The organism is Paraburkholderia sp. J10-1, from assembly GCF_905220165.1.
Taxonomy (GTDB): domain Bacteria; phylum Pseudomonadota; class Gammaproteobacteria; order Burkholderiales; family Burkholderiaceae; genus Paraburkholderia.
This window is the reverse complement of record NZ_CAJMYW010000002.1, coordinates 1,240,013-1,257,919: the sequence shown is the minus strand read 5'-3', so window position 1 is coordinate 1,257,919 and position 17,907 is coordinate 1,240,013. Positions and strand designations below refer to the sequence as shown.

The window sequence follows — 17,907 nt, the reverse complement described above, 5'->3', positions numbered from 1 at the left end:
CAAAGAAATACTACGTAAACCGTCAATTTCTTAACATCTTTGATCTGTCGCTCGCTCGCAATATGTGCGTTATTTTGCTCATATTGAGAGACAATTGCAGTTTTGCGCAAAATTGCGCGCATTCTTCGCTGGTGGACGGCTGCCGTTTCGATGCGCAAAATTATGCGCAAAGAGTCCAGTCCCAACCTATAATGCGCACCATGATGCGCAAAAAAACCGCAAATCTCTCGATTTCCAACGTCGAGCGCTTGTCAGAAGGCCTGCGCGCGACGCGCCGCGAGCGCAAGCTGACCCAGCAGGCCTTGGCGGAGCAGGCGGGCGTTGCCCGCCGTACCGTCACGAACGCTGAGCACGCAGGCAACGTCGGCATACGTGAACTCTGCCGTCTCGTCAACGCGCTCGGCTATGAAGTCGTGCTCCGCCCCATGGACACCGTGATCCTCGAGGACCTGAACGACATCTTCAAGGACGACGAATGACCGCCGACGCATCATTCGACCTCGAGCGGCTCCTGCGCGAAATCCGCAGTCTGGAGGTCCATACGCCGCAGGGCCCGAGCGGTCTGCTCGCGCGCGAAAGCCGCTTCGTCTTCAATTACGGCGACGTCGCGGACGTGGCCGCGGTGTCGCTCACCATGCCGGTGCGGCGCCAGAGCTATGCGAGCGGCGACCTGATGGGCGTCTTCGCGATGAACCGGCCAGAGGGCTACCTGCGCTTCGTCATCGAGGAGCGGCTCGCGCGCTACGGCGCGCCAGGCGACATGTTTCTGCTCTTTCTCGCTGGCACCAACCAGATCGGCCGGCTCACCTATTCCGTGCCGGGCGAGCGTGTGCCGCACAGCGACGGCGAGCGTCTGGACGAATTGCTGTCGTCGCCCTCGGGCCGGCTGTTCGAGCGCCTGATCGACCGCTATGCGCTCGGCTCGGGCATCTCCGGCGTGCAGCCAAAGGCCGTTGTGCCGCTCGCCGCCGAGGCCGCCTCGCGCCCCGCGGAACACACGGCACTGCCCCTGCGCACAGTGATCGTGAAGGCCGAAGGCGATGACTTTCCCGGGCTCGCGCGCAACGAATACTTCTGCATGTCGGTGGCGAAGGAGGCGGCGCTGGAAGTCCCCGACTTCTGGCTTTCCGACGACGGCAAGCTCTTCGTGATGTCGCGCTTCGACCGCACGGCGAACGGTACGCCCCTCGGATTCGAAGACATGAGCGTGCTCACCGGCAAGGCGAAGTACGAGGGCAGCTACGAGATGATCGCGAAGGCCGTGGACATCTATACGCGTTCGGACCCGGCGCAAAAGCGGCGCCTGTTCGAGCGCATCGCTCTCTCGTGCCTGTTACGCGACGGCGATGCTCATATGAAGAACTTGGGAATCCTCTATATCGATCCGACCGGGCCGCGCCGTCTTGCTCCGGTGTTCGACGTGGTCTGCACGGACATCTATCCGGATCTCGACGGGCGCATGGCGCTGAGCCTGAACCGCAGCAAGACTTTTCCGCTGCCGGCGGAACTCCATGCCTTCGCCCGGCGCCTCGATCTGCGGCAGACCGAAAGCGAGGAGATCATGAAGCGCCTGCACGACGCCTATCGCACAGTCGCCGAGCGCCTCTCAGACGACCCGCGATTCCACGAGGGCGATCTGCTCGCGAGGATCCGGCGAGCCGTCGAGCGGCCGGGCGTGAAACCCATCTCACGCCCGAAGCTCGTGCGTTAGGCGCGCGAACACGGACATCGACGCGCCGGGCGCCCGCATCAGCTCTTGCCCGCCTCCTGCACCGCGAACGCCATGCGTTTGTCCACGGCGTCGTAGCGGCACACGACTTTGGCGCCCTCCTTCACGCCGCCCTTGAGCATTTCCTTCGCCAGCTCGTTCTCCACCGCCTGCTGCATCTTGCGCTTCAACTCGCGTGCACCGAATTCCGGCCGATATCCCTCCGATGCAAGGTGATCGATCACGCTGTCGTCGAACGTCAGGTCGATATCCTGGCTACGCGCCATGCGCCGGACCTGCTCGAGCTGCAGCCGCACGATCGAGCGCAGCTCGTCGCTGTTGAGCGGCTGGAACACGATGATTTCGTCGATGCGATTCAGGAACTCGGGCCGGAAGTGCTGGCGCAGCTCGCCCATCACGGCACTCTGCATCGACCCTTCGGCGCTGGAGAGGAAACCGGGCCCCGAGCGCTTTTGCCCCGAGACCACGTCGGAGCCAAGATTGCTCGTCGCGATCACGACCGTATTGCTGAAGTCGACCACGCGTCCCTTGCCGTCGGTGAGCCGCCCGTCGTCGAACACCTGCAGCAGCACGTTGTAGACGTCGGAGTGGGCCTTTTCGATCTCGTCGAGCAGGATCACGCAATAGGGGCGGCGGCGCACCTTCTCGGTCAACTGGCCGCCTTCGTCATAGCCGACATAACCCGGCGGCGAGCCGATCAGCCGCGACACCGCATGGCGCTCCATGTACTCGCTCATGTCGATGCGCACGATGGCGTCTTCGTCGCCGAACACCACTTCGGCCAGCGCCTTCGCAAGCTCGGTCTTGCCGACGCCCGTCGGCCCGAGGAACAGAAACACCGCCGTGGGCCGCCGCCCGCGCCGCAGCCCGGCGCGCGAGCGGCGCACCGCGTCGCTGACCGCGACGATGGCCTGCTCCTGGCCGATCACGCGCTCATGCAGCCGCTGTTCCATTTCGAGCAGTCGCGTGCGCTCCTCGGCGGTCAGCTGCGTGACCGGCACGCCCGTGAGCTTCGAGACGATCTCCGCGACATCTTCGCTCGTCACGTCGGAGGTCACGGTGCCGAGTTGGCCTTTCCAGTCATTGGTGGCCTGCGCGAGCGCCTTTTCCTTGTCGGCGATCGGCTCGTCCAGCGTGTGCGCCCGCTCGAAATTCTTGCGCGTCGCCGCGTAATCCTGCTCGCGCCGCAACTGCGCCAGTTCGGCTTCGAGCTCGAGAATCGCCGCGGGCCGCGAGGTGGCCGAAAGATGCACGCGCGCCGCCGCCTGGTCGACCAGATCGATCGCCTTGTCGGGCAGGAAGCGCCCCATCACGTAGCGGTCCGACAGCTCGGCTGCCGACACGAGCGCGTCGTCGCGAATGGTGACGTGGTGATGCACCTCGAGCTTGTCGCGCAAACCTCGCAGGATGTTGATCGTCTGATCGACGCTCGGCTCGGAGACGAACACCGGCTGAAAACGCCGCTCGAGCGCCGCGTCCTTCTCGATGTACTTCTGGTACTCCGAGAGCGTCGTCGCGCCGATCAGGTTCAGTTCGCCGCGCGCCATGGCCGGCTTGAAGACGTTGGCGATGTCGAGGCCGCCTTCGCCGCCGCCCTGGCCCGCGCCGACGATCATGTGCACTTCGTCGATGAAGAGCACGAGACTCTCGCGCTGCGCCGCGATTTCCTCCATCACGCCTTTCACGCGCTCTTCGAATTCGCCGCGGTATTTCGCGCCCGCAATCAGACCGTTGACGTTCAGCTCGACGAGCCGCCGCCCGCGCAGCGATTCGGGCACGTCGCCGTTGAGCATGCGTTGAGCGAGGCCTTCGGCGATCGCCGTCTTGCCCACGCCCGGCTCGCCGATCAGCACCGGGTTGTTCTTGCGCCGGCGCGCGAGCACTTCCACCACGGTCTCGATCTCGCTCGAACGGCCGATCACCGGGTCGAGCTTGCCCTCGCTCGCGAGCGCGGTGAGGTCGCGGCTGTATTGATCGAGCTGCGGCGTCGCGCTCGGGCCTTTCGCGGCGGGCCGCTCGCGCTTGTCGCCCTGGGCCTCCACGAGCCGCTGCAGCACCTTTTGCGGCGTGACGCCATAGCGGCCCAGCAGATGGCCCGCAAAACTCTCCGGCACCTGCGTGAGGCCGAAGAGCAAATGCTCGGGCGCGACGTAGCTGTGACCCAGTTCGCGCGAAACAAGAAATGCGCGGTCGAGCGCGCCCTTCAGGCGTGGCGAGACGCCGATGCGGCCGTCTTCGGGCACACCCGCGCCTTCGCGCTTCTGTGCATTGGCGTCGATGAACGCGCGCACGTCGTCGGGCTGAATGCCCAGACGCTTGAGGATCGCCGCGCCGGCGTCGTTGCCCGCGAGTTCGTAAAGCAGATGCTCCGTGTCGACCTCGCGCCGCCCGAACTGCACCGCCCGCTCTGCCGCGCGCTGCAGCAATTCGCGCGCCACGTCACTGAAATAGCGCTCGACGATGGCGCCGTCGCCGGCTTCCATCGCCTGCGGCGCGGGTTCGCCCGCCGCCTCGCCGGCGTCGCCTGTGCCATCGGCCTGCTGCGAGGCGCGAAACAACGCCTCCAGCGGGCTCAAGGTGCGTTGATGCCGTGTCAGTTGCGCGTAGTGATAGTCGCAGACATCGAGAAAACGCCGCCTGCCGTCCTGCAATACGGCGACCCGCACCGTCGCGGGGCGCACGCCGCAGATATCGCAGTTGAACTGAGCCATTTCGTCTCCTTGGAAGCCGTGCGCAACGCGCGCGGATGCGCCGCCCGCGACCAGAAATGGCACGAGGCATGCCCACGCGAGCGCTGCATAAATGCTCTAACGAATGCCGAAGCGAAGTTCAGACGTCATCGTAACGTCGAATCGAACTGCGCGTCGTCAAGGAGACGTTTGCGAATCGATGAAAGGACTTGCGCCGCCTCAACCGTCCTGGCGGGCTGAGGAGTTGGCCGCATCGCGGGCTTGCGCCGCCGGGTCGCGTATCCATGCGCTCAGCAGGGTGGACGAAACGGCGAGGATCACCGGCCCGATGAACAGCCCGACGATCCCGAAGGCGAACAAGCCGCCGAGCACGCCGGAGAGAATCAGCAGCATCGACAGATTGACGCCGCGCCGGATCAGCACCGGACGCACAAGGTTGTCGAGCATGGCGACCATCACGGACCACACCGCGAGCAGGATGGCCGCAACATGCGCGTCATGCACGAACAGCCAGATCACGCCGCCGAGCAGCGGCAGCGTCGGGCCGATCTGCGCGAGGCAAAACATGAGCATCACGGCGGTGAGCACGCCCGCTCCCGGCACCCCGGCCACCCACAGGCCAATGCCGCCGAGCGCCGACTGCAGGATCGCCGTCACGACGATGCCCAGCGCCACCGCGCGAACCGAAGCGCCCGCGAGCTTGACGGCCTGCTCGCCATAAGCGGGCGCCACGCGAATGGCGAAGCGCGTGACATAGTCGGCGGCCTGCTCGCCGCTGCTGTACAGAATGCCCGTGATGATGATCGTGATGAACATGTGCATGACGAACACGCCCACCGATGCGGCATGCCCGATCAACCAGTGCGCTGCGATCGAAACGTACGGTTCGAGCTGCGCGAGCAGGCCGCCAGGACCGGCGTCCGAAAACTCCTGCCACTTGCTGGCAATGCGGCCGCCCACCACGGGAATGTCACTAACCCACTGCGGAGGCGCCGTCAACGCGTAGTCGGGCAGCTTGCGGATCAGCTCCATGATCTCGCCGCCGTGCAACGCGAGCGTCGAGATGGCTTCATAGAGCGGCAGCACGATCACGACCAGCAGAATGAGCAGCATCACGAGGGTGGCGAGCCAACGGCGGTTGCCGCAGCGCCGCTCGATCGCTCTCATGGCGGGCCAGGTCGCGACGACGATCGTCGTCGCCCAGATCAGGCCCGGAAGGAACGGGCGCATGACGTAGAGGCTGCCGGTCGTCAGCGCGCAGAGTATGGCAACAACGAACAGGATGCGTGCCAGGTCAGGCATGGCTTGCGGCTTCACGTACTTCTCCTCACAGCAGGGCGCGCCTCATGGCGCCGACGCGCTAGTCTATATCGGATACGCTACGAATCCCTTTTAAAAGTGCCGCAGCGCTGCCGCCCGGAATGCACTCTGGAATAATGGCCCTTTCCCCGACCTTGCAACGAAGAAGAGCCAGCCATGACCGCAACCGATAGCAAACTGCCCTGCGTGCTCCTGACCAACGACGACGGCATCGACGCGCCCGGCCTCGCCGTGCTCGAAGCCGTGGCCGCCGAACTCGCGCACGAGGTCTGGGTCGTCGCGCCCGAACACGACCAGAGCGGCACCTCGCACTCGATCAGCCTGCATACGCCGCTGCGCGTCTCCCGGCACGGCGAACGGCGCTTCGGCGTGCTCGGCACGCCCGGCGACTGCGTGGTGATGGCCGTGCGCCAGCTCATGGGCGATGTGCGCCCTTCGCTCGTACTCTCGGGCATCAACCGCGGCGGCAACCTCGGCGTGGAGACGATGTTCTCCGGCACGGTAGGCGCAGCCATGACGGGCCTGCTGCTCGGCCTGCCGTCCATCGCGTTGAGCCAGACCTTCCGCGACCGCGAGCGGGTGCGCTGGGACACCGCCCGCGCGCTCGCACCGGACGTGATTCGCCGCCTCGCCGCCGTCGCGCACGATGCGCCGGTCTGCCTGAACGTGAATTTCCCCGATATCGACGCGAGTGCGGCGGGACCGCTCACGGTCACGCGCCAGGGCGTGGGGCTCGTGCAAGGCATCGACGTCGTGCCGCAGATCGACCCGCGCGGCATGGACTACCATTGGCTGCGCTTCAATCGCGGCCCGCGCGAAAACGGGCCCGACAGCGAAACGGCCGTGGTGAACTCAGGCCGCGTTTCAGTCACGCCGCTGCATTTCGAGCGCACCGACGAAAAAACCTTTGTCACGTTGCAGGCGGCGCTCGGCGCTGCCGCCTGAACATGGCTCGATCATCGTGACGATCATGCGCGCGCGGCGGACTCCATCGCCCGCGCGATGGCGTCGCGCATGTCCTCAGGAATGCCAATCGACTTGTGGGTGTCGAGCGAGGTCGTCACGATGGTCTGGCGCGCCGCCATGCGCAGCACGCCGTCCACGCCCGTGCACGCCCACGCGAGCGTGAGCGACGCCCCGCCGAGACGCTCGACGTCGAGCGAAAGCCAGACCTCGTCGCCCATCTTGCTCACCGCCTTGAAATCCACTTCGAGCCGCACGGTCGGCATGCCCACGCGGCGAGCGCCGATCACACCGTGATAACCCTCTTGCGGCAGCAACTCGTCGATCCACGACTCGACGAGATCGTTGAAGAGCACGAAATACTGCGGATAGAACACGATACCGGCGGGATCGCACTCCGAGAAGTGAATCTTGTGTTTGCGGCGGTACGTGGGCGTCGCCATGCGTGGGTCTCCTGTCATGCCTGCTCGCCGCAGCGTCAAATCACGAGCCGCGACACTTTCACGCCTTCCAGCGACACCCCGGCCATGAGGCCTGCGTTGGTCAGCACGAACGCCTCCACGGGGCTCGTGGCGGTCGAGGTATCGACGTTGCCGTTCGCGCCTACCGTGACGAGCGCAACCGTGGCGTCCGCGCCGGCCGACCAGCCCTGGCTGCTCGTGAAATCGTTGAGCGCGACCGGGTTCATGAACGCGAAGATGATGGCCTTGGACTGCGCGCCGATCTGCAGACCGAACGAACCCGCAATGGTGCTGTAGTAGCCCGTCGTGCGGCCATCCACGCGCAGCGCGCCGGTGCCGTATTGCCCGCCGATCCAGAAGCCTGCCGACAGCACCTGCGGAAAGACGAGCACGCCGCTCGACTTCGAAATCAGTTCCTGCGACCCGCTCACCGTGTTGTAGAGGCGCGTGAGCGTGGCGTCGACGCCCGCGTCGATCGAATTGCGCTTCGCGGTGTTCTGCGCTGCGCTGCTCTGCGAGCCCGGCGGCGTTGTCGTGCAACCGGCAAGCGCAAGGCCGCTGGCGGCGAGAGCGGCACTGGAGCTGAGAAGAAATTGACGTCGGCGCATGAGAGGGTTCCTGTGCAAATGGGACTTCGAATGTCCGCGCCGGCCCGATCGTGGATATACGTGCCGCGCGCAAAGCGCTACAGGATAGCGCGCATGGCCGCCGCCGGGGCAAACCCGCAATCCGGTGCGTGGACACCCGATCTCCCGGGCGCCCGGCCGGCTGCGGCGGCCATGACCGCTCATCCTTGGGGGTATAGGACCATGCAGCGGGCATCGAGTTCGCACAGAGATGTAAGGAAATGCTCAACCGCAGGCGTTTCGATGCAACGCAACATCGTCGGGCTTTTCGAATCCGTTCGATATCGGCAGGGCGGCCGCGTCGCTAAATTGTGGACATACCAGGGCGCAAGTTGCGATTCCCCATGCAGCGGCGCCCGGCCTGATCACAAAGAGTCTCGCCATGCTCCCCACCACGCCAGATCGATCGCCACAACCGCGCACCCCAATGCTCACGCGTGCCTGCGACCGCCTGAGCGGCGCCGGCGTCTATCTGCTGCCGCCGCTGTATGTGGGCTTCGTCGCCATGCTGTTCCTGCTCTGCCGGGCGCCGGTCGGCGCCTTCTGGCTGCTGGCCGCGGCCGGCGCGCTCGCGGGGGCCATGGGCATCTGCGCGCTGGTCTTCTATGCGGCCAGCGCCCTGCACGTCGCCCCGCCCCAACCGGCGACCACACGCGCCGCCGTTTCCCGCGGCACGGCCCGCCCGATGCCGCAGCGTTTCGTGCAGATGACCACGCGCACGTGCAGCCAGCACTGCGCCGGGACCGATGGCGCTCGCACGCGGTTCACGGTGTCGTGCTTTCACGCACATTGCCACTCAGGCAGCGCAAGCAAAGAGACCCACTGAGCGGTGAATTGAGCGGCGAACTGCGCGGCCACGCCCGACTTCACGGTCAGGCAAACTCCGACAACCATAAGTAATCCCTGACTTATAATGGCCAAAACCATGACAGAGCAACGCGCGCGCTAAATCCGGCTCTGCATGTCTCGCCCTCCGGCTCATCCGATTTCAGGCGACACGCTCACGACCATGACGAAAGCAACGCAAGATGTGCGGATCGTGGTGGCCGACGACCATCCCGTCGTGCTGACGGCGATCAGCGATTATCTCAACACCACGCCGGGCTTCAGGGTAGTCGCGAAAGCCGCCACCGGCGCGGGACTCATCGACGCCTTGCGCGACACCGAGTGCGAGCTGATCATCACCGACTTCTCGATGCAGGGCGACGTCGAAGATGAAGACGGCCTGCGGCTCGTCAGCCGCTTGCGGCGGCTCTATCCCGATACGCCCGTGATCGTGTTCACGATGGTCACCAACGGCGGCATCCTGCACCAGCTTGCGCAGCTCGGCGTGGCCGGACTCATCGGCAAGGATGAGCCGATTCCCGCGCTCGGCGAAGTCTGCCGGCGCGCGCTCGCGGAACCGGGCACGGCGCTTTCCGCGCGCATTGCCGAACGCCTTGCGAAAGAAGGCTCGACCGTCGGCGAATTTCAGCGCAACCAGCCGCTGTCGCCGCGTGAACTCGAAGTGGTGAGGCTCTTCGCGCTCGGCCTGAGCGTCACCGAAATCTCGAAGCGCTTGAACCGCTCGGTCACCACCGTCGCCACCCAAAAACGCGCGGCCATGCGCAAGCTCCACCTCGAATCGAATGCCGATCTGATTCGTTACGCCGGCGAACACGGATTCGCGTAATGCCACGCGCCTCCCGCAGGGACGCTTTCACGCAGGCCTCGCCTTATGAAGCGCTCAGGGCGCTCGAGCGCAACCTGAAGCGGGAAAGACGCGTCTTCGCAATGCTCACAGGCCTGCTGATCTTCGCGGCGCTGTGCATGGCGGCCGTCGCGATCGGCAGCCTGGGGTTCGCCGCGCTGCGCGTGCAGGCGCTAGAGGCGATCGCCTTGAGTGCGAACGCCAACGCGCGGCTCGAACGGCAGGTCACGATACTCGGAAGCGCGGCGGTTCTCCTTGTGAGCGCAGACTCGTCCACACTCGCCCAGCCCACGAACGCCACAGCAATGCAGCACTGCTCCCCGGTGTTCAGCAACGGCATGGATGACGCATCGGATCTGAGTGCGGCCTGCGATCGCTTCGTGGCAGCCGCCACGACCGTTGCGCCAGTCGTCCCGGTCATATTGTTGAAGGTCGACGGCAGTGCCGCGTACGGGCACGACATCGCGCCGAAGGGTTTCCAGTTGCCTTCGGGCGACGCCACGCGCCTGCTGGCCGACACGGTGCTCCTGCGCATCGCGGCGCGCGGGCAGGATGTCACCGCCCTGGCCCGCGCGGTAAAAGTCGTCTGGTTCCGGCCGCCGACGACACTCGGTTTTGCTCCCAATCTCGCACTCGGTGCGCTGCCGGTGCTAAGGGACGGCAAGCCCTACGCGTTCGTCATCACGAGCGTGGATGTCGATACGCTCAACCGCACGCCCGCAGGCGCTCCCCCCTTGATTGCCGCCACGCTGTTCAACGTGGACGGCGACGTACTCACCGGCCCGCTGACACCCGCTGCGGCACAGTATCTCGACCGGATCGTCGCGCCACTGCCGCGCAGCACCTTCCACGTCCTGCCGCGCTTCGGCTACGTATGGCGCGAGCCGCCGCTCGCGCATGCCTTCGGGCACTACACCGTGGCCCTCTCGTGGCGCGACTTCTTCACGCTGATCCGCACGCCCGCCCTGATTGTTCTCGCGCTCACGGCGGCACTCATCGCCATGCTCTTCGCGCTCTCGCGCTACTGGAATCGCCGCGTGCTCACGCGCAACTACGACGAAGCCACCCGCGCGCTAGAAGGCGAGCTGCTCAACCATTTGCTCGTTCACGCCACGCCGGTTGGCCTGTGCATCGTCAGGCGCAGCAACTTCGAGATCGTCGTGGCGAATCAGATCGTGCGCAACGTGCTAGGACTCGACGAGCATGCCACGCGTCTGCCGAGCGCCCTGTGCGCGGAATTCGAGAAGCACTCGCCGTGGCCAGAAGCCGCGAGTCACATTGAAAAGACGCCGATGTACGAGTTGCCTTACTCGCTCGAGCGCCCCGATGGAGAGGGCCTGCATCTCGCCATCACCTACGCGCCCGCCACCATGAACCGCGAAGACGTGATGTTCTGCGCAGTCGCCGACATGTCCAAGCACTATGAAGTCGAGCGGCTGCTGCGCGAAGCGAAGCGCCTGAGCGACGAAGCCGCGCGCGCGAAAGTCAGCTTCTTTGCGGCGATGAGCCACGAGATCCGCACGCCGCTCGGCTCGCTCGTCGGCAATATTGAGTTGATGGCGCGCGGTCCGCTCGCGCCGGAACAAGGCGCGCGCGTGCAGGCCATGCAGATTTCCGCGGCCGAACTGCTGCAGATCGTGAGCGACGTGCTCGACTTTTCGAAGATCGATGTCGGCCAGATGAAGCTGGTCGAAGAAGCCGGGTCGATTGCAGGACTGCTCGTGCGTATCGCGCTCGCCCACGCCCCGCTCGCCGTGCGTCAGCGTTTGCCGTTCTATCTCGTGATGGACCGCACCATTCCGGCTCAGCTTCACTTCGACGCCATGCGGCTCGCGCAGATCGTCAACAACCTGCTCAGCAACGCGTTCAAGTTCACGCGCTCCGGCAAGATCGTGCTGCGGGCGCACTGGCGCGAAAGCGCCCTGGAGATCAGCGTGAGCGACTCCGGCGGCGGCATTGCCGAAGACCTCAAACCGCTCCTGTTCCAGCCCTTCACGCAGGGCGACGCCCACAAGCTCACGCAGGCGCGTGGCACCGGGCTCGGGCTTTCCATCTGCGCGCGCCTGACCGAGTTGATGCACGGACGCATCGCGCTCGACAGCGCGCTCGGCGTGGGCACGCGCGTCACGGTCACGCTGCCGTTGCACCCCGAGGGCCAGGCCACGGCAGGCGAAGCATGGACGCTGCCCGAAGCGCATCCCGCCATCTTGTGCCGTGCGCCCGAAAACCACGAATGGCTCGCCAATCTGTTCGATGCGCGTGTGAGCACGCCAACCTTCCTGAGCCTCGACGAACCGCAGCGCGAGGGCACGTTCGACTATGTGCTCGTGACCGACGAGTTCTCGCGTGACGATGTTGCGCGGCTCCGGCCCGCCGGCATGAAAATCGTGTGGCTGCGCCAGGACGGCCCACTCGTGCCTCTCGAACTCGCCGACGGCGCTGTCGAAGTGAGCCTGTACAGTTTGAGCGGCATCCGCGCGGCGACACAGTTGCTGGGGCGCGGCGCGGCGGCGGCTGAGGCGGCAGCCGTTGAGACGCCGCGCCCCAGCCCCGCCAACAGTGAACGCTTCGCAACCCTGAATGTTCTGATCGCCGAAGACAACCTGCTCAATCGCGGCCTGCTGCGCGACCAGCTGCGCACGCTCGGCGCAAGCGTGGTTGAAGCGAAAGATGGCGAGGAAGCTCTGGTGCGGCTGGGCGAGCATCAAGTGGATCTCGTGCTGACCGACCTGAACATGCCGGGCATGAACGGCAGCGCGCTGCTCAAGGCGACGCGCGCGAAGTTCCCTTCGCTGCCGGTCTACGCGCTGAGCGCCGACGCGCTGCCCGAGCAGATTACCCAAGGGCGCGCGCTGGGCTTCACCGATTACCTCACCAAGCCGCTCGCGCTCGCGGAACTCGCGCGCGTGCTGGCCACCGTGTCAGAGCGAAGCCGCGCCAACGAGGCCGCAGCAGGAACTGGACGACCCAGCCATGCAGCCGAAGAGGATACCGAAGTACCTGAAGACGAAGAGCCGCCTCGCTTCCCGACACTCGCTCCGGCGTTCGCCGACCTCTTCATCGAGCAGGCCGACCGCGACATCGCCGAGTACGCCCACATCGCGCAGCAGCGCGATTTCAATCGCCTGCGCGAGTGGGCGCACCGCGTGTCGGGCGGCCTTGCGGTGCTGGGCCCCTCGATGCTCAACGAAGCCTGCCTTGAATTGCGCGCAACGCTGCGCGATGCAGGCGAATGGACCGGCGACGTGAGCGAGCTGTCGGCGGCCGTCGTGGAGGAACTCGAAGCCATGCGCGCGCTCGCGGCGCACCGCGACGCCGTGTGACCGCCAAAGGATTCGCGTCGCGCTCAGCGCGTGCGTTGCAGGAATACGGGGGCTTCAGCGGGCGCATCCATCGGGCAAGCTTCGTTCTGCAGACGTACGCACCACTGACGCAACGCGGTGTCCTCGAGCGGGCAGCACACCGGGTTGCGCGGCGTGACGTGCCGGTGCGCACCAAGACGCAGCGCGAAGCTCTCCGGAAGCACAAGGCCGCAAGACGTTTCGCTCGTGCCACGCGCAAGCGGCGCGAACCCGGAAGCCGCATGCGGTTCATCCTCCATGGATTGATGCTGGGGCAGGCGCGGTGCCCAGCGCATGCCGGGCGCACGTCGGAAAGAAAATGCAGACATGGACGTTTCCGCCCTTCGCGGGCGGCTCCTGGGTCATATCGGACAGCTTCGATATTCGTCCGAGTCTTGCGCCCGATCCATAGAATCCCTTCTAAATGCGCCCAAGACCGCGACATCGCGCCGCGCTTATGACCGCCCTCAGATCTGCGGGCTCCCTGCGCAAACGTGAAATGCCGTGTTAGACTCCGCCGCGCAATCATTCTCATTCTCATGAATTCACGCAAGCATTCACTGCTGACCGCATGGCTTGGCCTCGTCGCCATGTGGCTCATCGTGCTTGCACCGCTCGTGAGCCAGCTCGTCGCCGCGCAGCACGCGCACGAGCCGGACGCCACGCTCTGCTCGGCCATGCAACCGGCCGGGGCCGGGAGCACGCCGCATCTTTCGCACGACGATGCATTCGGCGCATGCGGCTACTGCCACCTGCTCGAGCATCATGTGGCGATGCCTTCGGTTGCCGCGCCCGGGCCGCTGGGCGCACTCGCTCTCGCGCGCGACACGATCGCGCCGCCCGTCACGCACGACCTCCCCTTAGGCGCCTTCCCGTCGGGCAGGCCGCGCGCTCCCCCCGTCCTCTCCTGAATTACGCCGTCATCGTCCCGCCGATCGTGATCTGATTGCGTGCGCAACGAGCACGCATGACGCGCGCGGCGGCTCGTTTCCCGTTTTCAGGAAAGCATCTCATGTCCACGCTCGCCACGCGTGGCGCTGGCGTTCGCTTGCGCGAACGCGCAACGCCGCGCGCGCTTCGGCACGCCGGGCGCCTCGCGCTCGCCATGCTGCCGCGCGTCTTGCCGCTGCCTCTCATTGCGCCCATCGCCGTTCAGGCAGCCCATGCCGCCGAGGCGCAAACCGACGCCGCCTCGGCCGCCACGCTGCCCGCGGTCACAGTCAGCGCCACCGCTAGTACCGCGGCAGCGCCCGCCGTCGACCCGAACCTGCCCGCGACGGTGGAAACCGTCACGCCCGCGCAATTCGGCAACTGGAACGTCGTCAACACCGAGGACGTGCTCAAGTACCTGCCCAATCTCGCCGTGCGCAAGCGCTACGTGGGGGACTTGAATTCGATCATCGCCGTGCGCGGCACGAGCAATGCACAGAGCGCGCGCGGCCTCGTCTATGCCGACGGTCTGCTGCTCTCCAATCTGCTCGGCAACAGTTACAGTTTTCCGCCACGCTGGTCGATGGTGTTCCCCGACCAGATCCAACAAGTGGATGTGATCTACGGACCATATTCCGCGCTCTATCCGGGCAACTCGCTCGGCGCCACCGTGCTCATCACTACCCGCATGCCGAAAACGTTCGAAGCGAACGCGGACGTGAAGGCGTTCACCCAGCATTTCAGCCTTTACGGCGTGAACCAGAACTTCAACGGCAGCGAGACAAGCGCCTCGATCGGCGACCGTATCGGCAAGTTCTCGTATTTGCTTGGCGTGAACCATCTGGAGAACACGAGCCAGCCGCTGCAATTCGCCACGCTCGCGCAGTCGATGAAACCCGCTCAGCCGGGCGACGTGCCCGTGCATGGCGCGTACTTCTACAACAACCAGACGAACACGCCCACGGTCGTGCTCGGCGTGAACGGCGAAGGCATGCAGCATACGGTGCAGGACCAGTTCAAGCTGCGCATGCAGTACGATTTCACGCCCACCGTGCAAGGCGGCGTGACGCTCGGCTACTGGCACCAGACCTACAACAACGCCACTTCGACCTTCCTTTACGACGCGAACGGCAACCCCGTGTATAGCGGCAAGGTGTCGATCAACGGCTACGAATACACGATACCCGCCGCCGCGTTCGCACCGAGCCGCGGCTGGAGCGAAAACTGGCTGTATGGCGCGACGCTGCGCACCCACCAGGCCACCGGCTGGAACGCGCAAGCCATTGCTTCGTACTACGACGTGAGCAACAGCGTGGCGCGCACGGCAAACGCGGGGGGGCCAGGCAACGGCCCCGGTGTCATGACGCTCGGCGACGGCACCGGCTGGAAGACGCTCGACCTCAAGACGACGTGGACGCCCGCCACGCCCGATGCCGGCCTCGCCGCGCACTGGCTCACGTTCGGCTATCACTACGACGACTACGCGCTCGACAACCGCACATACAACACGCTCGCTTGGCGCGACGGCGGCGCGAACAGCTTTGCCAATGCCTTCGCGGGCAAGACCGAAACCCAGGCGGTCTACGCACAGGACGCCTGGCGGTTTCTCCCGCGCTGGAAGTTCGTGTACGGCGTGCGCTACGAGAACTGGCGCGCGTACGACGGCTATCAGGCGCTCGGCAGCGTGAATGTGCCTTACGCGAACGTGGGCGACCATCACTTCTCGCCGAAAGCTTCGCTCTCGTTCGACGTGACCGACGACCTCACGCTGCGTGCATCGATTGCGCGCGCCTACCGCTTCCCGAGCGTGAGCGAGTTGTTCCAGGGGCAGGTAAATGGCTCCTCCATCGTCAACAACAACCCGAACCTGCGCCCCGAGGACGATCTCTCGAAGGAACTGAGCGCCGAATGGGCGCACTGGAACGGCCTCTTTCGCTTGACACTCTTTCAGGACGACGTAAAAAACACGATCTTCAGCCAGACCGATACGACGGTCATTCCGAACGTCACGAACTTCCAGAACATCGGCAAGGTGCGCTCGCGCGGCGTGGAAACGAGCTACCAGGGTGAAGACGTCATGCTGCACGGGCTCGATCTTGCGGCGAGCGTGGCGTACACGCAGTCGAAGATTCTGGAGAACGCGCAGAACCCGGCGAGCGTGGGCAAGTACTTCTATCGCATTCCGCTGTGGCGCGCGAATCTCGTCGCGACGTACCGCTTCGACGCGCGCTCGGCGCTCACGCTCGCCGCGCGCTACTCGGGGCGCCAGTACAACACGCTCACCAACACGGACACGAACCCGAACGTGTTCGGCGGCACGAGCACGTACACGGTCGCCGACGTGAAGTACACCTTCCGGCCGACGAAAAAGAGCGAGATCGGCGTGGGCGTCGACAACCTGTTCGACGCGCGCTACTTCGTCTATCACCCGTATCCCGGCCGCACGTACTACCTCGAAGCGAAGCTCGGCATTTGATCGCGTCCGCGTTTTCGTTTGAATCATCCATGCGTTCGAGCCGCGCTGGCTCGACAAGGAGTCCCCGATGTCCACGATATCCGACCCGGTGAGCGCGCCGCCTGTCCGCGCAGCCCAGCCCGGCTACCGCACGCTGTGGCGCTGGCATTTTTACGCAGGCCTCTTCGTCATGCCCCTGCTGCTCGTGCTCGCCATCACGGGCACGATCTACTGCTTCCAGCCGCAGATCGAACCGCTGCTCTACCCGCAACGGCTGGTGGTCGCACCGGCGGCAACACCGCGCCTGCCCGTGGATGCGCTGCTGGCCCGCGCGCGCGCCGCGATGCCAGCGGATGCGCGTGCGTTGCGCGCGCACGTCGAATCGAACCCCGCGCGCAGCGCCGAGTTCGTTTTCGCGCTGCCTGGCGGGACCAAAGAGAGCGTGTACGTGAATCCGTACGATGGCGCGGTGCTCGGTACGCTCGACGTCGATCGCCGCTTCATGCAGGTCGTCCGCATGCTGCATCGCAAGCTCCTGCTCGGCAAGCCCGGCGAATTGCTCATGGAACTGGCCGCCTGCTGGACGCTCGTGATGATCGCCACCGGCATTGCGCTCTGGTGGCCGCGCGCGGGCGCTTCGTGGCGCACTGCGCTGCTGCCTCGCTTTAGCGCGAGCGGAAGGCCATTCTGGAAGAGCGTGCACGCGAGCGTCGGCATCTGGCTCGCTGTGGGCGCGCTCGCGTTCGTGTTGAGCGGCTTGCCGTGGACGGGCTCGTGGGGCAAGCAGTTCAAGGCGCTCGCCACGCGCGCGAGTCTCGGCGCGCCGCGCGGCGCGTGGGGCGGCGGCCTCGCGCTGAAGTCTGCGCTGCCCGGTGTACCGGCCGCCGTCGCGTCCGCCGCTAGCGCAGCCGCGGCGCAGCCTCGCGCAAGCCGCGCCGATCGTCAGGAACAGGGAGAGCACGCGGGCCACGACATGGCGTCGATGCCTGGCATGGTGATGGACGACATGCCGCTGCCGCTCGTGCCCTGGGCGGTCGGCGCGGTTCCCGTGCCGCACTCGCCAGAAGCGGCCGGCGCGCCGCAACACTGGACGCTCGCTCAGGTGGTCGCCCAGATGCGCGATCTCGGCGTGCGCGACGGCTACGACATCGTGCTGCCCGCCGCGCCCGATGGCGTCTACACGGTTTCGTACTTCCCGGCCGATCCGAAAGCGGAGCGCACTGTGTATATCGACCAGTACAGCGGCGCCGTGCTAAAGGACATCCGCTATGAGGATTACGGCGCAGTCTCGCAAGCCATTTCGTACGGGACGTCGCTGCACATGGGCCGCTACTTTGGCCTCGCGAACCAGCTGATCTGCGCGGCGATCTCACTGGGCCTCGGCGCGCTTGCGGCAACCGGCTTCGCGATGTGGTGGATGCGCCGTCCCGCGCGCAAGATGGGGGTATCTGGCACGCTGGCTGCGCCACCGCGCGAGCACGCCGCGCCACCGTTGCGTGCCTGGAAAACCGCTCTCGTGCTGCTCGGCATCGTGTTTCCGCTGATGGGCGCGACGCTCGTGGCGGTCTGGCTGTTCGACCGCGCCGCCTTCCGGCGTCCGTAGAGGCAACGGCACCGTGAACGGCCCCGCGGTAATCTGCGGACACAATTGCGTCTGAACCTGGCTGCCCCAAACGGTTTCAAACGTATATATGCGGAGATC

General features: G+C 65.8%; 14 protein-coding genes. 9 read left to right on the top strand and 5 right to left on the bottom strand.

What is annotated here, in order from left to right; translation table 11 throughout:
- The first annotated feature begins 191 nt into the window (after positions 1 to 191).
- Positions 192 to 479 (top strand): helix-turn-helix domain-containing protein, encoded by a 288-nt coding sequence (locus tag U5A65_RS12400; protein WP_321933287.1) that lies wholly within the window; start codon positions 192 to 194, stop codon positions 477 to 479.
- Entirely contained in the window at positions 476 to 1,711 is a 1,236-nt protein-coding gene (locus U5A65_RS12395; protein WP_321933289.1) for a type II toxin-antitoxin system HipA family toxin, read from the top strand. The genes U5A65_RS12400 and U5A65_RS12395 overlap by 4 nt, the downstream gene beginning before the upstream one ends.
- 38 nt (positions 1,712 to 1,749) lie before the next feature.
- On the opposite strand, the gene U5A65_RS12390 is transcribed toward U5A65_RS12395, so the two are convergent.
- Together U5A65_RS12390 and ydiK are read right to left on the bottom strand one after the other, a co-directional pair.
- Positions 1,750 to 4,440: an ATP-dependent Clp protease ATP-binding subunit gene (locus tag U5A65_RS12390; protein ID WP_321916383.1), complete on the bottom strand. Its 2,691-nt coding sequence runs from the start codon at positions 4,438 to 4,440 to the stop codon at positions 1,750 to 1,752.
- A gap of 198 nt (positions 4,441 to 4,638) precedes the next feature.
- Complete coding sequence (gene ydiK, locus U5A65_RS12385; RefSeq protein ID WP_321916458.1) at positions 4,639 to 5,721, bottom strand: AI-2E family transporter YdiK; 1,083 nt, start codon at positions 5,719 to 5,721, stop codon at positions 4,639 to 4,641.
- A 174-nt stretch (positions 5,722 to 5,895) separates the two neighbouring features.
- Between ydiK and surE the strand changes: the two genes are divergently transcribed.
- Positions 5,896 to 6,684, top strand: coding sequence for a 5'/3'-nucleotidase SurE (surE, locus tag U5A65_RS12380; RefSeq protein ID WP_321916381.1), 789 nt, complete (start codon positions 5,896 to 5,898; stop codon positions 6,682 to 6,684).
- Positions 6,685 to 6,707: 23 nt separating this feature from the next.
- Here the strand turns inward: surE and U5A65_RS12375 are convergent, their stop codons facing one another.
- Positions 6,708 to 7,145 carry a thioesterase family protein gene (locus U5A65_RS12375; protein WP_321916379.1) on the bottom strand — a complete coding sequence of 146 codons (438 nt, stop codon included), beginning with the start codon at positions 7,143 to 7,145 and terminating at the stop codon, positions 6,708 to 6,710.
- Positions 7,146 to 7,180: 35 nt separating this feature from the next.
- Positions 7,181 to 7,771 (bottom strand): YSC84-related protein, encoded by a 591-nt coding sequence (locus U5A65_RS12370; RefSeq protein ID WP_321916377.1) that lies wholly within the window; start codon positions 7,769 to 7,771, stop codon positions 7,181 to 7,183.
- Positions 7,772 to 8,216: 445 nt separating this feature from the next.
- Between U5A65_RS12370 and U5A65_RS12365 the strand changes: the two genes are divergently transcribed.
- From U5A65_RS12365 to U5A65_RS12355, 3 genes are all read left to right on the top strand, one after another.
- The gene (locus U5A65_RS12365; protein WP_321916376.1) at positions 8,217 to 8,615 is read left to right on the top strand and encodes a hypothetical protein; all 399 of its coding nucleotides are present in this window, start codon (positions 8,217 to 8,219) and stop codon (positions 8,613 to 8,615) included.
- A gap of 183 nt (positions 8,616 to 8,798) precedes the next feature.
- Positions 8,799 to 9,461: a response regulator transcription factor gene (locus U5A65_RS12360; protein ID WP_321916374.1), complete on the top strand. Its 663-nt coding sequence runs from the start codon at positions 8,799 to 8,801 to the stop codon at positions 9,459 to 9,461.
- A complete protein-coding gene (locus U5A65_RS12355; protein WP_321946401.1) occupies positions 9,461 to 12,802 on the top strand; it encodes a hybrid sensor histidine kinase/response regulator in 3,342 nt (1,113 codons plus the stop codon). The genes U5A65_RS12360 and U5A65_RS12355 overlap by 1 nt, the downstream gene beginning before the upstream one ends.
- Before the next feature lie 23 nt (positions 12,803 to 12,825).
- Here U5A65_RS12355 and U5A65_RS12350 read toward each other — a convergent pair whose 3' ends face one another.
- Positions 12,826 to 13,149 (bottom strand): hypothetical protein, encoded by a 324-nt coding sequence (locus tag U5A65_RS12350; RefSeq protein ID WP_321946400.1) that lies wholly within the window; start codon positions 13,147 to 13,149, stop codon positions 12,826 to 12,828.
- A 210-nt stretch (positions 13,150 to 13,359) separates the two neighbouring features.
- On the opposite strand from U5A65_RS12350, the gene U5A65_RS12345 reads away from it, so the two are divergent.
- The 3 genes from U5A65_RS12345 (at position 13,360) to U5A65_RS12335 (ending at position 17,808) form a co-directional block, all read left to right on the top strand.
- On the top strand, positions 13,360 to 13,731 hold the full coding sequence (locus U5A65_RS12345; protein WP_321916370.1) for a DUF2946 domain-containing protein: 372 nt from the start codon (positions 13,360 to 13,362) through the stop codon (positions 13,729 to 13,731).
- Positions 13,732 to 13,925: 194 nt separating this feature from the next.
- Entirely contained in the window at positions 13,926 to 16,226 is a 2,301-nt protein-coding gene (locus tag U5A65_RS12340) for a TonB-dependent receptor (RefSeq protein ID WP_321934141.1), read from the top strand.
- A gap of 67 nt (positions 16,227 to 16,293) precedes the next feature.
- Positions 16,294 to 17,808: a PepSY domain-containing protein gene (locus U5A65_RS12335; protein WP_321946399.1), complete on the top strand. Its 1,515-nt coding sequence runs from the start codon at positions 16,294 to 16,296 to the stop codon at positions 17,806 to 17,808.
- The last annotated feature ends 99 nt before the right edge of the window (positions 17,809 to 17,907 follow it).